Consider the following 19424-nt stretch of genomic DNA (forward strand, 5'->3'; position numbering starts at 1 on the left):
GACTTTATATGAGCATTCCAACGATACCGTCTTACTCTATGCCAACCGCTGATACCTTTCCTAATCAAAAAGTAAACTGGGTATTAGAGCCAAAGCGTGCCGTGTTTTTAATTCATGACATGCAAGCGTACTTTCTGCGTTTTTACGATGCTGATTCGGAACTGATCAACACCTTGAAGCAAAATCTTGCGGCTATCAAAGCCTATTGCCGAGCCAATGATATTCCCGTTGTTTATACCGCGCAGCCCAATGATCAGAAACCGGAAGATCGTGCTTTATTAAATGATATGTGGGGAAGTGGCTTAAATGATTTTCCTGAATTGCAACAGGTTGTGAAAGAGTTGGCTCCAGACGAAAGTGATACGGTTTTAGTTAAGTGGCGTTATAGCGCATTTCATCGTTCGAACCTTCAGGAACTTATGCAGAGCTGGGGACGCGATCAGTTATTGATAGGAGGTGTTTATGCGCACATTGGCTGCATGATTACGGCCGCGGATGCGTTTATGCGTGATATTCAGCCTTTCATGATAGGTGATGCCTTGGCAGATTTTAGTGAAGATGAGCATCGACAAGCGCTCACCTTTACAGGGGGAAGAACAGGTCGAGTGATTTCAACAAAAGAGGTGTTGATTGCAACTGATATTGTGGACACTGGCTTTCGCTTTGAGCAGTTAAAAGCACAAGTTTTTGCCTTCCTTGATGATGAAGATATCCAGGAATTTGATGCCGATGAAGAGTTGATTGATTATGGCCTTGATTCGATTCAAATTATGTCATTGGTCACCAAATGGAAAGCGTTGGGAGTTGAGGTTTCTTTTCAAGAGTTGGCCAGTGCTGCCACACTAAATGGTTGGTGGGAGCTAATCCAAAACAAGAGGGCGCTAGCGGCATGATTAATCCACTTGATTTTTCAGGTAAAACCATTTGGGTAACGGGTGCTGGAAGCGGGATTGGTTTGGAGGTAGCGAATCAATTTACTTCTCTTGGTGCCAAAGTTATCGGCTTTGATCTAGCGTTTGATGGTGGCTTTTACGGTTTTGACTGTGTAACTCTAGATATTAGCGATGAAGAGGCTGTTTCTCGTGTTGTGCCAGAGATACAGAGTGATTTTCCACAACTAGATGTATTGGTGAATGGTGCGGGAATATTGCATTTGGGAAGCCTTGAGGACACAAGCTTGGATGATTTTAAACACTGTTTTAACGTCAATGCGGGCGGTGCTTTTTTAATGATTAAGCATGCGGTTACTACTTTTAAACGCCAGAAGAGTGGGGTAATCGTTACTATTAGCTCGAATGCAGCCAAAGTACCGCGTCAAAATATGGCGGCTTATTGTGCATCGAAAGCGGCTTTGTCTGCATTGAGCCATACGGCAGGATTGGAGCTTGCCTCTTACGGCGTACGTTGCAATCTTGTGTGTCCTGGCTCCACCGACACACCCATGCAGCGAATGTTGTGGACCAATGATGACGCAGAGCAAAATACGATTAACGGTTTTCCAGAGCAATATAAATTGGGTATTCCATTAGGTAAAATTGCTCAGCCGAGTGATATTGCTCAAGTGGTATTATTCTTTGCTTCAGATATGTCGAACCATATTACTATGCAGGATATTGTTGTGGATGGTGGTGCTACGTTAAACGCTTAATTAAACGTCGTTAATTTAGAGAGATTAAAAACCAAAAAAGGCGAATCGAAAACGATTCGCCTTTTTTGGTTATTGTACGATATTTAATAAATTACATTCGGTAGGTAGCGCTTAGGCCGATAGTGCGAGTTTGACCTACAGAGGCTCGTACAGATCGTCCTCCATTGATTTGGTAAATAATGTCTTCGTCAGTTAGGTTTTTAACATAACCATCTATGGTTAGGCTGCCATTAACATATTGTATGCGAGCGTCAGTGCGTACGTAGTCGCCTGCTTTGTAGTCTTCCGTATTGTCCAAATCAGAATAGTATTCGCCGACATAAGTAACATCGCTACCAAATGACCAGCTTTCGCCAATGTATTGAGTAAAGCCTATGCTTGCGTTGATTTCAGGGGCGCTAGGAAGGTCATTTCCTTCTGAGGTTTGATAGTTATCAATTTCGCTTCGTAGCAAACCAATAGAGCTGCGTAATTGAAGATCATCGGTTGCCCAAGCTGTCGCTTCCAGTTCTATGCCGTAGGTGTGTGCCGAATCTATGTTATTAATACGATCGTTATACATGGCTTGGTAATTAGAATAGTCGTTATAGAACAAAGAGGTGACTAAAGTTGCTCCATTCGTAAATTGACTTTTACTACTCAATTCGTAAGCAGTAACATCCTCGCTTTCATAAGTATAAAATTCGCGTGTAGAGTCCCATTGATAAGCAGAACCACCTGGGCTGTAGCCTTTTCGAATGTTGGCGCCTAATGTCGTGGTATTTGATATCGCATGGGTAAGACCAATTTTTGGCAGGAGGTTTGTTTCGCTATCATCATGATCAACATCTGTTCGACCATCATTAACAATAAAGCGATCGGCTTCTTCTCTTTCAAGACGTGCGCCACCAATTAGATTTGTTTTCTCTGTGAGTGCGTAGCTTCCTTCGCCATATAGCGCTAATGTAGTGGTGGAGGTATCGTTAGCTGTGTACCAATTTTGTCCACGATAGGTGATGTCTGTATCGGCGTCTTTTTTTGACGCAAATAAACCAATGACACCTGTTAATGCTGCATTAGGCTGATTAAAGATAATGCGGTTTTCGATTGTTGTTGTGTCTTTGCTTATGTCGAGCAGCGTGGTTCCAGGGTATTCATCAAAGCTGATTTTGCTTTTGCTATAAGCAATATATAAAGCATTACTTATGCCATCACCTAGATTGTAATCGATGTCTACTGCAATGGCGTCAGTCGTAGAGTCTTGCAAGCGTGTATTACGTCCGCTACCTAGAGTCATCAATGCTCCAGAAAAATCATCTTCCTCATCATTTGCCCAGCTTAGATACTCTCCTTCGTATTTATGGTGTTCTACGGTCAATTTAGCCGTTAAATTCGGGTTGCTTGCAGGCTCCCAGAGTAACTTTCCACGCATATTGTAGTTCTCTGCATCGTTGACATCGGGGCCAGTGTCTAGCTCATCGTCTGATTGAGCGTAGTTCATCCAACCTTCGCCTTTGGTGCCATCAAGTGCAATACGATACGCTAGCTCGTCATCTATTAAAGCTCCAGATGACATTGCTCCTAAATTATATTTTAAATTACCGTTTTCATAATGTTCGAGTCCTGCACGAACGGCGGCTTCATCCGTAAAGGTTGGGTCGTTCGTTTTGATTACGACAGCGCCAGCTATTGAGCTAGTGCCTTGGGTTGTGGATTGTGGACCACGAAGAACCTCAACCTGTTGAGCGTCCCAAACACCGCTGGGAGTGAAATTGTAGCCTGACCAATCTTGAGTACCACCGTCAATGACTGTTGAGACGCGAGAGCGTGCGCCAGTGATTAAGGCATAGCCACCAGAAGCTGCGCCGTTACCACTCATTCCTCGTATCGCTATATTGCCAAATGAGGAGGTAACAACGTTTGGTGCTTGTGTGGCTAGTTCTTTTACATCCTTTGTTTCACCACTGGCTATATCTTCACCATGAAGCACAGTCACCGCGGTTGTGGTTTCTTTAATGTCTTTATCCATTTTCTCACCCGTTACAACCAATGCAGGAAGCGCTGTGGTGTCTTCTGCAAAAGCATTGGAAGAGGCGCAAGCTGCATTAATACTAATGACCGCAATAGCAATTGCTGATAGGGAGCTTGGTAGTTGAGTGGATGAGGTTTTTTTGGAGTGATACATATTTATCCTTTTTTGCATCAATGAAGTAAAGATTTTGTTAATGTTATTGATAGTGAGAATGATTCGCAATAGTATTTGTTCATATTTTTGAAATAAAGGATGAATGTGTTGAATAAGGAATCTACGTTGCCAGCATGGCTGGAATATTTTGGTGTTTGCCAAGAGCATGTTGGCAGCAACGTCTGGTGGCAAAGCGTCAGTTCTGCAGGAGCGCCTTTTATACATGAGGAAAGCGAGCAAACCAGCTCCGTGTTGTTTGTTTGGCAAGATCCACAAGGAAATGAATATGAATCAAGCATTGCAAGTGTGTTGCTTGATGTTAATTCGTTGACAGACCATCATAGTTGGGAGCCAGTCTGCCTACATCGAATAAGTGGTACGGATGTGTGGATGGGCTTGTTACAAATCAATTCTAACTGGCGAGGCAGTTATTCCTTTATTCCAATAGAAAAGCACCAGTTGCCAGATTCTGTACGACAAATGGGCGATGGTTCTAGGGAAGCGCAACGTGCTTGGTGGATGTCTGTTGCCGTAAATCAGATTTCTGATCCATTGAATCCATTGCCTGAATTGATTTCGGGGTGGGGGATAAGTTCACCGCTTCATCTTCCTAAAGCCGCAGCTGAATTGGGTTGGCAAGAATGGGATCGTGGAGAGTTGAATGCTATTTCAGCTAGTCGTGTGCATGCGATCAATTGGCCCTCAAAAGAGTTAGATAACCAGCGAACTGCTTGGCTTTTCTCGACCGCAACGAGTGACGCACCATTGGTTGTATTGCTTGACGGGCAAAAATGGGGAGCGCCAAGTGGCACACTATCGGTTCTCCAGTATTTAACAGACACCTTTAAAATAGCACCTGCTCATTACCTTTTGGTGCCTTCAATAGATGGGCCGACACGCTGGAAAGAGCTGGGTTGCTACAGCTCTTTTTGGCAGTCTTTGTTAGGTGAGCTTTTGCCAACAGTAACATCAGAACTTGCACAGGAAGATTGCTCCGTGTCTGATTTTCTTGTCGCAGGCCAGAGTTTAGGCGGACTTTCTGCCTTGTACGCAGGCGTTACCTTTCCAGAGTATTTTTCAAAAGTGATTAGTTTGTCTGGCTCGTTTTGGTGGCCAGAAGATAGTCGAATGCGAGCACCTAATAATACGACCTCTAGTAACGAATGGATTAAGAATGTACCTACAAATAGCCTTGCCGACCAAATCCTCAAAAATCAAATAAGTGTTTCTCATTTACAAGCTTTTTTGAATGTAGGGAGTGGCGAAGCAGATATGTGTCTATATAACGAAGCGACTTATCAAGCGATTCAGCAAAAAGGCGGACAGGTGCATTACGAGATAGTTTGTGGTGGTCATGATTGGTTGTCATGGCGCTCAGGTCTTGTTGATGGTTTGCGACATTTAATACCAGCTAGATCTTAACTTTACTGAATTAGACAGGGAGAAAAAAATGAGTAATGAAGCAATTAACCCATTTGACGATGATTCATTGGCGTTTTTGGTCTTAGTAAATGCACTGCAGCAGCATAGTTTATGGCCGCTTTTTAAGACTATACCAGCAGGTTGGCAACAGGCTTTTGGGCCGAGCTCTCGTGATAATTGTCTTGAATATATCGAAACGAACTGGACGGATATTCGCCCACAAAATTCCCCTTCACTTTCTAGCGGTTCTTAAAGAAGTTTATTATGGAAAATAACATCGCATCGCGCATTAATAAATCGATAGGCTTAGAGGATAGTACGGTTGCACCCCTTACGGATGTGCAGATGGGCATATGGCTAGCCGATCATATTTCTTCACAACGTAATACCTTTACTATTGCGCATAAGGTCCACATCACAGGGAATCTTGATTCTAAGTATTTACTAGAAGCTATTCAGCTAGGGTTGAAAGAAGCCGATACCGTACAGGCTGTTTATCGCGAATATAATGGCGTTCCGACCCAACAGTTGGATTGCAGTGATCTCGAGTTTACTCCTGCATGGATGGACATCTCGAATCAAAGTGATGGACAAGCTTATATGGATTCGCTTATTCAGCAAGACTTGGACGCTGAGTTGACGCTGTCTTCGACTATGCCATTGGTTCGTCAGATTGTTTTTAAACTGTCAGACTTGCAGTACGTTTGGTATCAGCGTTTTCACCATATCATGCTAGATGGTTTCAGTTTTAATGCCTTTACCGCCAGAGTGGCGAGTATTTATCAGGCGCTTGTTCTGCAAAAAACCATTACTAACTCACCTTATGCCTCTTTTTTTCAGGTGGTAGAGGAGGAGCAAGCCTATAAACGATCAGATAAATACCAACGTGATAAAGCTTTCTGGACAGAATACTGTTCCGATTTACCTAATGTGGTCAGTTTATCTAATCGCGATGCATTGACGGAGGCAGGAAATGCGTCGGTATCTCAGCGTTTAATTAGAGTAAATGGCCGTATTGGTGGTTCAACTTTACAAAGCTGCCTAGATCGATTCCCTTCTTCTAATCTTACCGTTGCTGATCTGGCAATGGGATTGATCTCAGCGTATTTGATTCGAATGACGGGGCAGTGGCGAGTTCCGGTTGGTTTGCCATTTATGGGGCGCGTTGGCAGTGTTTCTTTAAGTGCGCTTGGGCCAGTGGTGAATGTCTTGCCCGTTTTTATTGAAGGGCATTTGGAAGACGGTATTTTTGAGCTGACGCGACGTATAAAGCAAAGCTTGAAAGCCATACGCAAGCACCAAAAATACAATGCTGAGCAAATTTCTCGTGATTTAAATCGCGTGGGAGAAGCCTTATATGGTCCAACATTAAACTTGCGACTGTTTGATTATGATCTCTCGTTTGGTGAGGCCGCTGCAAAAATAGAACATCTTGCTGCTGGACCTGTTGAAGATCTGGATTTCGGCTTGCACTTTGACAGTGGCGACCTTCACATAGAGTGGGTGGGTAATGATCAAAAATACGATGTCGAATCGTTAAATACGCATCTGCGGCGTTTTGAAATATTTGCTGAAAGACTTTTAGATGATTCTGATACTCGTATTGCCGATGTTTCAACGTTACTAACCTCTGAGCAATTGCAGATTCAACGTTGGCAGAAAGGGGTAGTCGCATCTAGCAGTCAATATGTGAGTTTGATTGAACAGTTTCATGGGTTAGATAATTCTTTGGCAACTAGGCCCGCGCTCGTAGTGAAAGAGCAGTCAATTAGCTTCGAACAATTACATGACAATGTCGCAAAATGGGCGCAAGTGTTGAGTGAGTTTGGGGTAAAAAAGGGCGCTTGTGTTGGACTGGCTTTACCGCGAGACGAGCGCATGGTTTACGCCATGTTTGCGACCATGGGACTTGGTGCACATTATTTGCCGATTGATCCGACTTACCCTGAAGAGCGCATTAATTGGATGCTAGAAGATTCCGTGCCTCAGTTGTTGATTATCTGTGATGCTTATGGCTTTAATGTGTCTGATACGACACTTGTTATGTCAGTTGATGATGACAGTTTTATACAATCAGTAAATCAAAAAGATCCCTTAAAAGCCGTGTATGATTTTCCTTCGTCAGATGACTTGGCTTATATCATGTACACATCTGGTTCGACTGGAAAAGCAAAGGGGGTGGTGATAGCTCACAAAGGTTTAGTTAATTTAGCGTTTTCTCATTGGTTACGCGATGGCAAGACGTTGGCAGAAAAGCATTTGAATGTGAATGCCATGCTGACCGCTTCTTTTTCATTTGATACCAGTTGGGACTCGCTATATTGGCTGTGCTTTGGACACACCCTTCATATTGTTGACGATGAAATATGTAAGGATTCTGAGCTTATTAAGCAGTATTTTAATAAGCATCATGTTCATGCCGCCGATCTGCCTCCAACGGTACTGGCTCAGCTTTTTGATCTTGAGGCGATAGAGTCAGCCAAGTGCTTTCCTGAGTTAATTTACATTGGTGGCGAAGCACCATCTTCTCGTTTATGGCAACAAGCACGACGTTACCCAGCATTGAATGTTAGAAATTACTATGGCCCTACGGAGAATACGGTAGACAGCCTAGGAGCCGATATAAAAGACTCGGACCAAGTCGTGATAGGTCGTCCTATCGCCAATACGGAATCCTATATTCTCGACTCCAGCCTATCGCCAGTTGCCATTGGAACCACCGGAGAGCTCTATGTTTCAGGTCCTGGCTTGGCGCATGGATATCTAAATCAAAGTTCATTAACCGCAGCTCGTTTTATTGCTAATCCATTCAAATTGGGTGAGAGGATGTACCGAACGGGTGATTTAGCGAGATGGCTAGAGGATGGGCAAGTTGAGTTTATTGGTCGGATAGATCATCAGGTCCAAATTCGCGGTCATCGTGTTGAGCCTGGTGAAATTGAGACGGTTCTGAATGCAATTGAAAACGTGAAAAGCAGTCTTGTTGTCGCCAATAAACTGGGCAGTACGCATCGTTTAGATGCTTATGTCGTACTTGATCACTATCAAAAAATGACTACTGATGAGCAAGCAACACAAAATGAAGCTCGAGCACTGTTAGATGTTTTGTCTCGTCAACTTCCTTCGTATATGGTTCCGGCTACTGTGACGTTATTGGAGCAATTTCCATTAAACACAAACGGTAAGATAGATCGAAACGCGCTACCTGACCCTATTATTATTCGTAGCCGTGGAATTTTGCCAAAGAACGATAAAGAAGCGTTGGTGTGCGAATGGGTTCAGAAGGTTTTGAATCTAGATTGTGTCTTTATTGATGACGACTTTTTTGCGTTGGGTGGTGATAGTATTGTCGCTATGTCTTTAGGCGGTTTGGCGCGAAAAGAGGGTTATTCTTTACGCGCAAAAGATGTTTTTGAAAGCCGCATAATCCGTTCAATAGCAACGCGATTATCACGAGTAGATGCTGTTAAAAAGCGGCCAAGTGTTCAATCTGGTCAGCTATCGAATTTACCTATTTATCAATGGATGCAGGAAGCTGGAGGTCTTAATCAGCCTTATTTTCAGGCCGTATGTTTTGCTTTACCAGATTCTATGTCACATCAGCAGTTTGAACAGGTTATTGTCAAACTGATTGCAGCTCATAGCATTCTTGCGGCTCAGGTTAATGCTTCTCACCTTGAGATCGGCTCTTCTGAAAATGCTTTTTTTGTAAAAGTATTTGAGAAACAAGGCGCTTTATCGAATTTGGCTGACGATGCTTTCGAGCAGCTTGTTCGCATTGAATCAAATGAGCCTTTTGCTGCTATGCGAGTGGCTTATTTGCGTAATAACAATAAAAAAGCGGCTGTGTTTGTTATGCATCATTCGATAATAGATGGGATGTCATGGCGAATTCTTTTTTCTGATATAGCGGGTTTATTGAAAGACCCAGAGAGAAGCTTATCAAATTCACCCAATAGTTTAATAGATTGGCAAAAGGTTCTGGCAGATGAGATGCCTCGCTGGTTGTCCCAGCAAGCATATTGGTTGGAGCAACGAAAAGGTAAGCCACTGATAGCGCGCGAAGCTTCTAATGAGCGTGCGCATCAACGGATTTTATTAGATGAGAACGTCTCTAAACTCTTATTAGACGTTATACCCAAGCAATATCAGTGTCAGCCGCAAGAGGCTATTTTGAGTGTTTTATATATTGCTCTCGCTATGCAATATAAGAAGACAGACATCTCAATGATGCTGGAATCCCATGGTCGTGCTGAGGTTGGTGAGCTAGATTTGACTCGAACCTTGGGCTGGTTTACCGCTGAATACCCGATACGTTTGGCCGGAAAAGACGCTCTATTATTTGATCTTAATCATCCTGAAGCGCCTTATGAAGAAGTTGTACAGTTGGTGCGTAGTAGTTTGCTTAGAGTGCCCAATGATGGTGTGGGATATGGCGTGTTGCGCTATTTGGGTGATCAGACTTCACTTGCTGAGAGTAGCAACACAGTAGCGCCACAAATTTTATTTAACTACCTTGGCCGTTTTCAGCGGGATGATCTTTCTCTGCTGCAAGGCGGGCGTTATTTTCAAGATACCTTTGAAGTACATCAATCCGATCAGCTGAAATCATCTTATGCGTTGGAATTAAATATTTTTGTGGATGACAGTCAGGGGGCTCCGCAATTAGCTATTTACGTGGATCATGATATTCAACAAATAGCGCCTACAGAATCCCAAGAGCTGATTAATCAGTTGTCTGCTGCCTCGTTGGCTATGAGTAAATTCGCTCTAACGCACCAAGCTATAGCGGCGGACACCTTGGTGCCAGAAGATTTGAAAAATTTGGATCTTAGCGACCAAAATATTCATAGATTAAGAAGCCAATATGGCTCCTTACAAGCCATTTTGCCCGCTTTGCCTTTGCAAGAAGGACTACTTTTTCATGCGCAGCTAGAAAAGGAGAGTAATGCTAAGGATGCAAGTTATAGCTCTTTAGTACGCCTGACATTTTCCGGTGTTGTTGACACTGAGCGTCTTAAAGCATCGTTAGGGGTTGTGATGGAAAGGCATCCTCAACTCGGCGCCTTATTTGATTTTTCACAAGGCAATACAGCGTTACAAATTCTACCTTGGCGGCGTGGCGAGCGGAAAACGTGGGTGCCGCTACAGGTCGTTGATTTAACGGATCAAGATATTCTTACCCAACAAAAAGCATTGCAGGGCATTGAGCACGAAGAGCTAAGTCGAGACTTTATGGCGTTTCAGTCGGCAGGCATTCCATTGCTGAATACTGTCTTAGTTCACATGTCAGATAATCAACATTGCTTGTTTGTAAATGCTCATCATCTAGTTGTTGATGGCTGGTCAACGCCTATCTTAATTCGTGATTTGCTTACTGCTTATGGCAGTAGTGCTATTGAATTACCTGCTATTCCAGTTCCGTATTCTCAGGTTGTTGAGCAATTGATGTCTAGGGATAAAACGGTGATGCGAGATGCCTGGAAAGAGGCGTTAGCGGGTTCCGCCCCGACGCTGCTATTTGCGGATCAACCGCCTTCATCGCAAGTCACAACTTATACATTGACACTTTCCGAGGATAAGTTTGCCAAGCTCAAACGTTTTTATCAGCAGCGAGGAATTACCTTAAATAGCGTATTGCAAACCTTGTGGGCTAACTTACTTTCGTGTTTAACAGGTCGCTCTGATGTGATTTTTGGTACACCCGTTTCTGGTCGCTTTTCTGATGTGGCGGGAATAGAAGAACATATAGGCCTATTCAGTAATACGGTTCCTGTCCGTGTGCAATTACAGCCTGAATTGACCTTATGGGAGCAAATGCAACAAGTTCAATATGAACAAGTTGGTTTGCTAGAAAATGATGGATTGGGATTGGCAGAAATCCAACGATTAGGAGGCCATGCTAATTTATTTGATACCTTGCTGGTGGTGGAAAACTTCCCTGAACAGGCGGACTTATTTAGTCAGACTCATCACGGTTTACAGCTCAACGAAGTGTATAGCCGAGGTTTCACTCATTACCCATTGACGGTATTAGCATTGCCTGGTGAGCAGTTAAATTTACTGTTTGAGTACCGAGGTGGCGCTGAAATTAACGATATAATCGCACGTTTCGATAGCTTGGTAACCTCATTGTTAAGCGATGATAATTCGCCACAGCAAGCATTAGATCTTAGGTTGCCTACCGAAAAAGCCATAACAAAAAGCGTGAATGACACTTTTCATGCTTTGCCTAACATGACCCTCCGTGATGGTTTAATAAAGCAGGCTTGCCTGACTCCACATCAGATTTGTATCTCTGATGATGAGTATCAATTAACGTATTTAGAGGCTCGCTACCAAGTTGTTACGCTGGCCAAAGAATTACAATCCTTAGGAGTTCAATCTGGTGATGTTGTGGCGGTTGCGCTGCCTCGTTCCGTTAAGTTAAGTCTTGCCTTGTGGGCGACGATTGAAGTGGGTGCTGCTTATCTTCCGCTAGATACTGGCTACCCTGATGATCGACTAAATTACATGCTGGAGGATGCCAAACCAGCGGCATTGATTACGTTAGCAAGCGAAGCTAGCCGCTTTGTGACGACTAGCAAACAGTACTTCTATGATTCACCGATTAGGTCAGCTGAAAGTGTTGAATTACAGCGAGTACTAGATGACTGGCATGCACCTCTTTTAAGAGTAAATGAAGCCGCATATTTGCTTTATACCTCGGGCTCAACGGGTCGACCGAAAGGGGTGCTAGTTTCTCATCAAGCCATTGTGAATCGTATCTTGTGGATGCAAAACCAATATCCACTGACGTCGGACGATGTTGTGCTACAAAAAACACCTTGCAGCTTTGATGTGTCGGTTTGGGAATTTTTTTGGAGTGCTATGGTGGGAGCTAAGCTTCATATGGCGCCACCAGATTCTCATCGTGACCCAATTCAATTACAACAACTGATCGCAGACAATAAGATAACGACTCTGCATTTTGTTCCCTCCATGTTGGCGGCGTTTGTGTCTTCCTTAGAGGGAGAAAACTCAGATACTTGTCATAGTTTGAAACGGGTCTTCTGCAGTGGCGAGGCCTTGCCTGTTGAATTGTCTACGCAGTTTGAAACTAGGGTTGGTTGTGAGCTTCATAATTTATATGGGCCAACAGAAGCAGCAGTGGATGTCTCTTATTACCCTGCTTTTGGTCACGATTTAGCTCAGCTAAAAGGCGTTGGTGTGCCTATTGGTTATCCTGTTTGGAATACTCAACTGCGGATACTGGATAATTTCCTACGTCCAGTACCTATTGGTGTTGCGGGAGAATTGTATCTTTGTGGTGTGCAGCTAGCGGATGGCTATTGGCGTCGACCAGAGTTATGTGCCACTCGCTTTGTTGCTGACCCAGAAGCCAATGGTGAGCGCATGTATCGTACTGGTGATGTGGTTCGTTGGTTAGACAATGGAGCGATTGAATACCTGGGTCGGAGTGATGATCAGCTGAAAATTCGTGGTCAACGTATTGAGTTGGGCGAGATAGAGCAAGTGCTCGCAGCACAAATAGGTGTTGATCAATCCGTTGTTGTGGTGAAAACATTAGGTCAAGACATTAGCGTTATGGGGGCTGATGCTCGTCAATTGGTGGCCTATGTCACTAGTCGTTCAGGTGAGTTGGACACTGTACAAATTCGCTCCTTGATGAGTGAGTTATTGCCTGCTCATATGGTGCCTGTTGCGGTATTGCAATTGGACACTATGCCCTTAAGTGCGAATGGAAAGCTTGACCGCAAAGCCTTACCTTTACCCTCTGATGTTTTGGGTTCAACAAAAGGCAGGGCGGTTAAGTTAGGTATCGAAACAGAAATCGCCAATGCTTTTTCTAAGGTATTGGGTGTGACTGATCTTAATGCGAGTGATGATTTCTTTACCTTGGGCGGGCATTCGATTCTCGCAGTACGTCTTGTTGCTGAATTACGTAAAGCCTTAAAACTTAATGTAACTGTGGGACAAGTGATGGTTTCCCCAAGCATTGAAAAACTGGCACATGTGTTAAGTCATCAAGATTTTGCGAATAGCCTAGAGTTGTCTGGCTTTGGCGCTGTGCTACCGATAAAAGATGGTACTGGCTTACCGATCTTTTGCATTCATCCTGCGTCTGGTTTTGCTTGGCAATATGCGGGCTTTGCTCGTTATCTATCGCACACTTTTCCAATGATTGGTTTGCAGTCTCCGCGGCCGGATGGGCCCATTGCTGCACAAACCAATATGGATGGTGTGATTGAACAGCACTTTAAAGTATTGAAAGAGCGCCAGCCAACAGGACCTTATCGCTTGATTGGTTACTCCTTAGGCGGTGTCATTGCTCACGCTCTGGCCGTTCGATTACAAGCAATAGGCGAGGAGGTAAGTTTCCTTGGGTTGTTGGATACTTATCCGCCAGATGAACAAGATTGGTCTGGATCTGTAGATGAAGAAGCGCAAGATGAAGTGGAGCGTGAAAAGGCGCACTTTATGGATACATCGGAAGATATTTTAGATGAGCAGGTTGAAGAAGCCCAAGATGCCATGTTTGCCGATATTGTGCAGAACTATGCTGACTCGGTTGCTTTATTGTCAAAGGCAAAAACTGAGCGCTACAGAGGTAAGGCTGTGCTGTTTGTGGCAGATAAAACCCTGCCAGAAGGCATGGATATCCAATCGACTTGGGCGCCTTATGTCGACAGTCTTGAAGAGTATCATTTTGAGTTTGCTCATGAAGATATTTTATCGCCTGAAGCGCTTACCGCGCTGGGACCTGTTTTTAACCAACTAGTCTCAGAATTATAGCTTCAAAACAACAACTTCAATCGTATTAGAGCGCGGCGAAATGTCGCGCCAGATTTAAAGAGTGTTTATGTCAAAATCAAATATTATGTTGGATTTTAGTTTGCTAAAAACCAACAGAAACTTTCGCGCTATTTTCATTGCTCGGCTGATGTCTGTGTTGGGTATTGGCATGCTAAATGTCGCCGTGCCGGTACAGATATATGAGTTAACGGGGTCCAGTTTACAGGTTGGTTTTGCCGTGGCGTTAGATGGAATGGGGATGTTTGTCGGTCTGATGCTAGGTGGTGTCCTAGCGGACAGAATGGACCGTAAATGGCTGATTCTATTTTCGCGCTTTATTTGCGGTGTTGGCTTTGTCTTGCTTGCAGCCAATGCGTATTTGTCAGAGCCAAGTCTGTGGGCCGTTTATGCCATTTCTCTCTGGGATGGTTTTTTCAGTGCCATTGGTATGACAGCGCTAATGGCGTCTATTCCTCATTTAGTTGGACGAGAAAATTTGCCAACAGCGGGTGCATTGAGCATGTTGATTGTCCGTATTGGTTCCGTCATTTCACCCGCAGTTGCCGGTGTGGTGATAGTGTCATTTGGGGTGACATGGAACTATACCTTGGCAGCGATAGGTACGCTTTGTACGTTAATTACCTTGGTTACTTTGCCAAACATGAAGCCGCAAGAAGGTGGGCCTCAAGAGCACCCAATCCGCTCATTAATAGACGGATTTAGCTTTGTGTTTACGCACAAAGTTATTCGTGCCGTTGTTGCATTGGGCACACTAGAAGCGGTCACCAAATCTATTCGTATTTTATTCCCTGCTTTAGCGGCAACCGCATTTGGTGGCGGAGCGTTTGAAGTTGGGCTCATGTACGCCGCAGTACCTGTTGGGTCGACGTTAGGGGCGCTTACTAGCGGTTGGGTTCGTCATGCGAAACGGCCAGGTGTGGTGATGTTGTTCACCGCATTTTTATCCTTCTTATGTGTCGCTGCATTGGGTTTTATGGGGCATATAGTGGTTATGTTGCTGGCCTTGGCTGTATTCGGTTATCTCGGTTCTATTGGCGGCTTGCTGCAATACACAATTGTACAGGGCCACACGCCAGATCACATGTTAGGTCGAATTGGTAGCTTCTGGACTGCGCAAGATGTAGTAGGGGATTCTGCTGGTGCATTAGGCATTGGTGCACTTGTAAAGGTGTTGTCGCCGATTATGGGTTTAGTCGCCCTTGGCTTTGGTTGTGCCGCAGCAACGGTATTATTAAGTGCCGGAAATCGCTCATTACGAAATGTCAGCTTGATTGATACCACGCTCTTTCCTGATGAGGGTGTTGCTAAAGAAGGATCTAATGAAAAAGAAGTTGAGGCAAAAGAGGCGACGGCGTAATGACTTTTTAGAGGGTGCAATCTTAAAAATGGCGATGTCGCAGGACATCGCCATTTTTTATTTATAGCTTGTCGCTCAACGACACTTGTCGACCTTTTGGAATGATTAATGGTGTCCCTGAAACAGGATCTTCCAGAATCATACAGGGTAAGCCAAATACGTCTTCAATAAGCGCTTCAGTGACAACGTCTTTGGGCGCGCCAGAAGTAATGATTTTCCCTTCTTTCATAGCAATAAGATTGTCAGCGTATCGGCAAGCGTGATTAAGGTCATGCAGAACCGCCACCATGGTATGACCTTGTAGGCGGTTTAAGTCTTGAAATAAATCCATTAGCTCAATTTGATGGGCGATATCTAAGTACGTCGTTGGCTCATCTAATAATAGTAATGGTGTTTCTTGAGCCAAGGCCATAGCTACCCACACACGTTGTTTTTGCCCGCCAGACAGTTGATCAACATGATGCTGAGCGAACTCCATGATGCCAGTCGCTTTCATTGCTGACTCGATAGCTATCTGGTCTTGTTCGCGCCAAGGTTGAAACCACTTTTGATGGGGAAAACGGCCACGAGCGACTAGATCGACCACTTTTATACCATCTGGAGCAATGGCGGTTTGTGGCAAGAGTCCCAGTATTTTTGCTACCTCACGGGTTGGTAAGGCATGAATGTCTTGGCTATTTAGTCGTACTTGGCCAGATTTTGGTGGCAGCAATCTACTCAGCGCTCTTAGCAAAGTGGATTTTCCACAGCCATTTGGGCCAACAATAATACTGAATTTTCCTTCAGGAATATCAATCGATAGATTGTTGGTGATGATGGTTTGATCGTAACCGAGGGTCACTGAATGGGTCGACAAAGAAAGTTCAGGCAGCGCTTTAGAGGTGCTGTTGTTCGGTTTGTTCTGATGAATTTCTGTGACTGTCGCCGTCATTTTCTTCCCTCACGAATAATTAAAAACACTAGATAAATACCACCCAAGCTCACGGTGATGAGTCCTACCGGTAATGTCGAGCCTTCCCAGCTATGTTGCGCGATAAAATCTGCGCTAAGTAATAACAAACCGCCTACTAGAGCAGATGATCCCAATGAGATACTTGCGCTGTTTTCAAGCCGTTTTGCTATCTGAGGCGCGGCCAGAGCAATGAAGGCTATAGGCCCTGTGATGGCAGTGGCTACAGCGGTTAAAGCAACACCAACAAACATTAGGGCGAGACGGGTTTTATTCACTGAGACGCCCAGTGCCGCTGCGGTATCGTCGCCCATTTCGAGCAACTTCATACGAGTATTAAGCAAAAAAGCACAGAGGATAAAGGCCGCAATGAGCACCGCGGCGGGCAATATGCGTACCCAGGTCATACCATTCAGTGTGCCCGCACCCCAAAGCGCGGCGGTCATTGCAGTCTCTAGTGAAACGCTAAGAATCAGCCATTGGTTAAATGCAGAGAGCGTTGCGCTAATCGCGATGCCGACAATGATTAATCGAAAACCGGAGTGGCCATCTCGATAGGCGAATAGGTAGACGAGTAAGGCAGAAAAAAGACCGCCAAGAATCGCGCCCAACACACTGAACCAGTAGAGATTGCCAAATAAAGCAATAGACAGCAAAACTCCGGTAAAGGCACCCACATTAAAACCCGTTATATCAGGACTACCTAAAGGGTTACGAACCAATGATTGGAATACCGCACCGCTGATTCCGAGCGCCGCACCGAGCACTAAGGCGGCAAACAATCTTGATGCCCGCCATTGCCACACAACAATGGATTGATAAGGGTCTGCTTGGCCTGTGACAAGTTGCCAAATATCTTGAGCATTTTCGGCAATGTGTTGGCCAAAAAAAAGTGTGGCAATGACCAACGCAATAGTAAAAAGACAAATGATTTGCTTTGGGTAGTGACTGACAAAGTTAGTTATTGTCAGTGAGTGGTGACGATCGACCTTCATAGTCCAGAAGCTCCTTTTCTGCGCACTAAATAAATCAGAATAGGTGCACCGATAAACGCTGTCACAATAGAAACTCGTAATTCCCCAACAATTAATACACGTCCGATGATGTCAGCAATTAATAGCAATATGGGCGTTAGAATAAAGCAAAAGGGAATGATCCAGCGTTGATCTGGGCCCACCATCCAGCGAGCAATGTGTGGCATCATTAGACTGACAAAGCCAATGGGTCCGGCCGCCGCAGTGGCAGCGCCACAAAGTAATGTAACTGCTATTAGTCCCAATAACTGAATACGAGCGGGTTTGCTGCCCAGTGCTGATGCCAAAGAGTCGCCTAATCCAAATGCATTAAGGGCTGGGGTAATCGATACGGCTAACAAGCAGCCGCCGATGACAATAGGAGCGATAAATAATGGGACAGATATCGCGCGAATATCTAGGCTGCCAACCGCCCAAAAACGCATCTGATCGAATGCACTAGGATTGAAAAGGGTAAGGCCAGAGCTAATACCGCCAAATACGGCGCCAATGGCAACCCCAGCTAGCGTCAGTTTCAGTGGGTCGGCTCTACCACCGCCGATGCTACCAACGAAATATACTAATAAGCTGGCTAAAAAAGCCCCTAGAGCCGCATAACCAAAAAATTCGGTCAGCTGAGTTGCGCCTAAAAAGACGATGGCGATCGCGATGGCTAAACTGGCACCTAAGTTAACGCCAAGAATACCGGGGTCCGCCAAAGGGTTTCGGGTTATTGCCTGAATCAGTGCGCCAGACGTTCCAAGCGCCATACCAACAAAAAGCCCGTTTAAAGTGCGTGGTAAGCGACCTTCAATAACAATGGTTTTAGCCAGTCCATGCTCTTCGCCCATGAATATATTCCACAGAATGCCCATGGAAATCGGCTTAGCCCCAATGCATAAACTGGCGACCATAATAATGAGCAAAAATAGTAGCAATGCGAACAACCAAGCGTATCGCTTGCTCTTTGACGCAGACATTGTGTTATGGGTCATGACTTTTCACGTCCAAACAGTGCTTGCAATCGCTTCAATAAATTGGTGGCGCTGTAATAGTCTAGGCGAAAAGTGTCTTCGCCAACGGCGAATACCTGATGGTTTTGTACAGAACTTGTTTCATGTAGATAAGGGTTATCTATAAATGCTTGTTCTCTATCAGTGCTGGCTGAAAACAGCAGTGTGGTATTGCCAGTTACCGCATCAGGAAAGCGTTCCCCAGTAGCGATGATTATGTCATGACGAATCCCCATGCTGATATTGCCTTTTACGCTCTCAGGGACGTCAGCTAGAGTAAAACCAAGTTCTTGTAATAATCGACCCTGTGCAGATTCTGAGGTCCAAATATTGGCTCCAGTGTCGTCTTGGTAGTAGACCATGGCCGTGGTCGGTTGAGGTGGTAGGTTAATCGTAGTTTTGGTGTGTTTCACTTCTTGTTCAAAGCGTTGGATCATGGTTTTTGCTTGTTCTTCTAAACCTAGAATATCGCCAAAAATGCTCGCAAGTTGCATCCAGCTTTTGTCGTCATACGCAATAACCAATGTTGGTGCGATATCTTTAAGTTGCTCATAGAGCTTGAGGGCGGAATCTCCACCAGTTGCAGAAATGATGATTAGATCTGGGTTGGCCTTGATAATCGCTTCGGCATTGGGTTCGGTTTGATAGAGGGGAGTGACACCTCTAGTTTCTGCGATATCTGCCCATTGGCGCATAAAGCCTTGTTCAGATGCTACGCTGGTATTCGCCATAGTAGCGCCAGAAGCGACAAGGGGTGCCTTGATAGCAAGTAACGTCCCCGTCAAGGTGACGCTGGTGGACACAATTCTGGTTGGTTTTTTATTAAGAGTGAGCAGACCTTCTGGGGTCATGATTTTTCTTGGCCAACCCGATGTGCTTTTTTCTACTTGATCTATTTTTAACTGTGTTTTGTCTGGCGCGGCTGTGGGTGATTGATCACAGCTTGCTAAAGTAAGACTTAAAAAAAGAAGAGCTAAAACTGGTGTGAAGCGTGTCATAAAGCGAACCATGTCTAAAATCCTGTAGACCGAGAAGAACGCG

11 protein-coding genes are annotated in these 19424 nt (G+C 44.6%); 6 read left to right on the forward strand and 5 right to left on the reverse strand.

What is annotated here, in order from left to right:
- Window positions 1-8 precede the first annotated feature (8 nt).
- Together AC2A4J_RS07835 and dhbA are read left to right on the forward strand one after the other, a co-directional pair.
- Window positions 9-893, forward strand: a complete 885-nt coding sequence (locus AC2A4J_RS07835; protein ID WP_205115202.1) for an isochorismatase — start codon at window positions 9-11, stop codon at window positions 891-893.
- Window positions 890-1648, forward strand: coding sequence for a 2,3-dihydro-2,3-dihydroxybenzoate dehydrogenase (gene dhbA, locus AC2A4J_RS07840; protein ID WP_275586985.1), 759 nt, complete (start codon window positions 890-892; stop codon window positions 1646-1648). Before AC2A4J_RS07835 ends, dhbA begins: the two co-directional genes overlap by 4 nt.
- A 91-nt stretch (window positions 1649-1739) precedes the next feature.
- Here the strand turns inward: dhbA and AC2A4J_RS07845 are convergent, their stop codons facing one another.
- Entirely contained in the window at window positions 1740-3812 is a 2073-nt protein-coding gene (locus AC2A4J_RS07845) for a TonB-dependent receptor (RefSeq protein ID WP_484175572.1), read from the reverse strand.
- Between the two features lie 108 nt (window positions 3813-3920).
- Here AC2A4J_RS07845 and fes point away from each other — a divergent pair, with 108 nt between their 5' ends.
- The 4 genes from fes to entS all read left to right on the forward strand — a co-directional run bounded on the left by fes (window position 3921) and on the right by entS (window position 15408).
- Window positions 3921-5234: an enterochelin esterase gene (gene fes, locus AC2A4J_RS07850; protein ID WP_484175573.1), complete on the forward strand. Its 1314-nt coding sequence runs from the start codon at window positions 3921-3923 to the stop codon at window positions 5232-5234.
- Window positions 5235-5262: 28 nt separating this feature from the next.
- On the forward strand, window positions 5263-5487 hold the full coding sequence (locus AC2A4J_RS07855; RefSeq protein WP_114412456.1) for an MbtH family protein: 225 nt from the start codon (window positions 5263-5265) through the stop codon (window positions 5485-5487).
- Between the two features lie 11 nt (window positions 5488-5498).
- Entirely contained in the window at window positions 5499-14030 is an 8532-nt protein-coding gene (locus AC2A4J_RS07860; RefSeq protein WP_484175574.1) for an amino acid adenylation domain-containing protein, read from the forward strand.
- A gap of 67 nt (window positions 14031-14097) precedes the next feature.
- Complete coding sequence (gene entS / locus AC2A4J_RS07865; RefSeq protein WP_205115195.1) at window positions 14098-15408, forward strand: enterobactin transporter EntS; 1311 nt, start codon at window positions 14098-14100, stop codon at window positions 15406-15408.
- Between the two features lie 61 nt (window positions 15409-15469).
- Here the strand turns inward: entS and AC2A4J_RS07870 are convergent, their stop codons facing one another.
- The 4 genes from AC2A4J_RS07870 to fepB are packed head-to-tail and all read right to left on the reverse strand — an operon-like array spanning window position 15470 to window position 19393.
- A complete protein-coding gene (locus AC2A4J_RS07870) occupies window positions 15470-16339 on the reverse strand; it encodes an ABC transporter ATP-binding protein (RefSeq protein WP_484175575.1) in 870 nt (289 codons plus the stop codon).
- A complete protein-coding gene (locus AC2A4J_RS07875; RefSeq protein ID WP_484175576.1) occupies window positions 16336-17352 on the reverse strand; it encodes a FecCD family ABC transporter permease in 1017 nt (338 codons plus the stop codon). The genes AC2A4J_RS07870 and AC2A4J_RS07875 overlap by 4 nt, the downstream gene beginning before the upstream one ends.
- Window positions 17349-18365: a Fe(3+)-siderophore ABC transporter permease gene (gene fepD, locus AC2A4J_RS07880; protein ID WP_484175577.1), complete on the reverse strand. Its 1017-nt coding sequence runs from the start codon at window positions 18363-18365 to the stop codon at window positions 17349-17351. The genes AC2A4J_RS07875 and fepD overlap by 4 nt, the downstream gene beginning before the upstream one ends.
- On the reverse strand, window positions 18362-19393 hold the full coding sequence (fepB, locus tag AC2A4J_RS07885; RefSeq protein ID WP_484175578.1) for a Fe2+-enterobactin ABC transporter substrate-binding protein: 1032 nt from the start codon (window positions 19391-19393) through the stop codon (window positions 18362-18364). The genes fepD and fepB overlap by 4 nt, the downstream gene beginning before the upstream one ends.
- Between the last annotated feature and the right edge of the window lie 31 nt (window positions 19394-19424).

The organism is Marinomonas sp. ATLA20 (genome assembly GCF_057180105.1).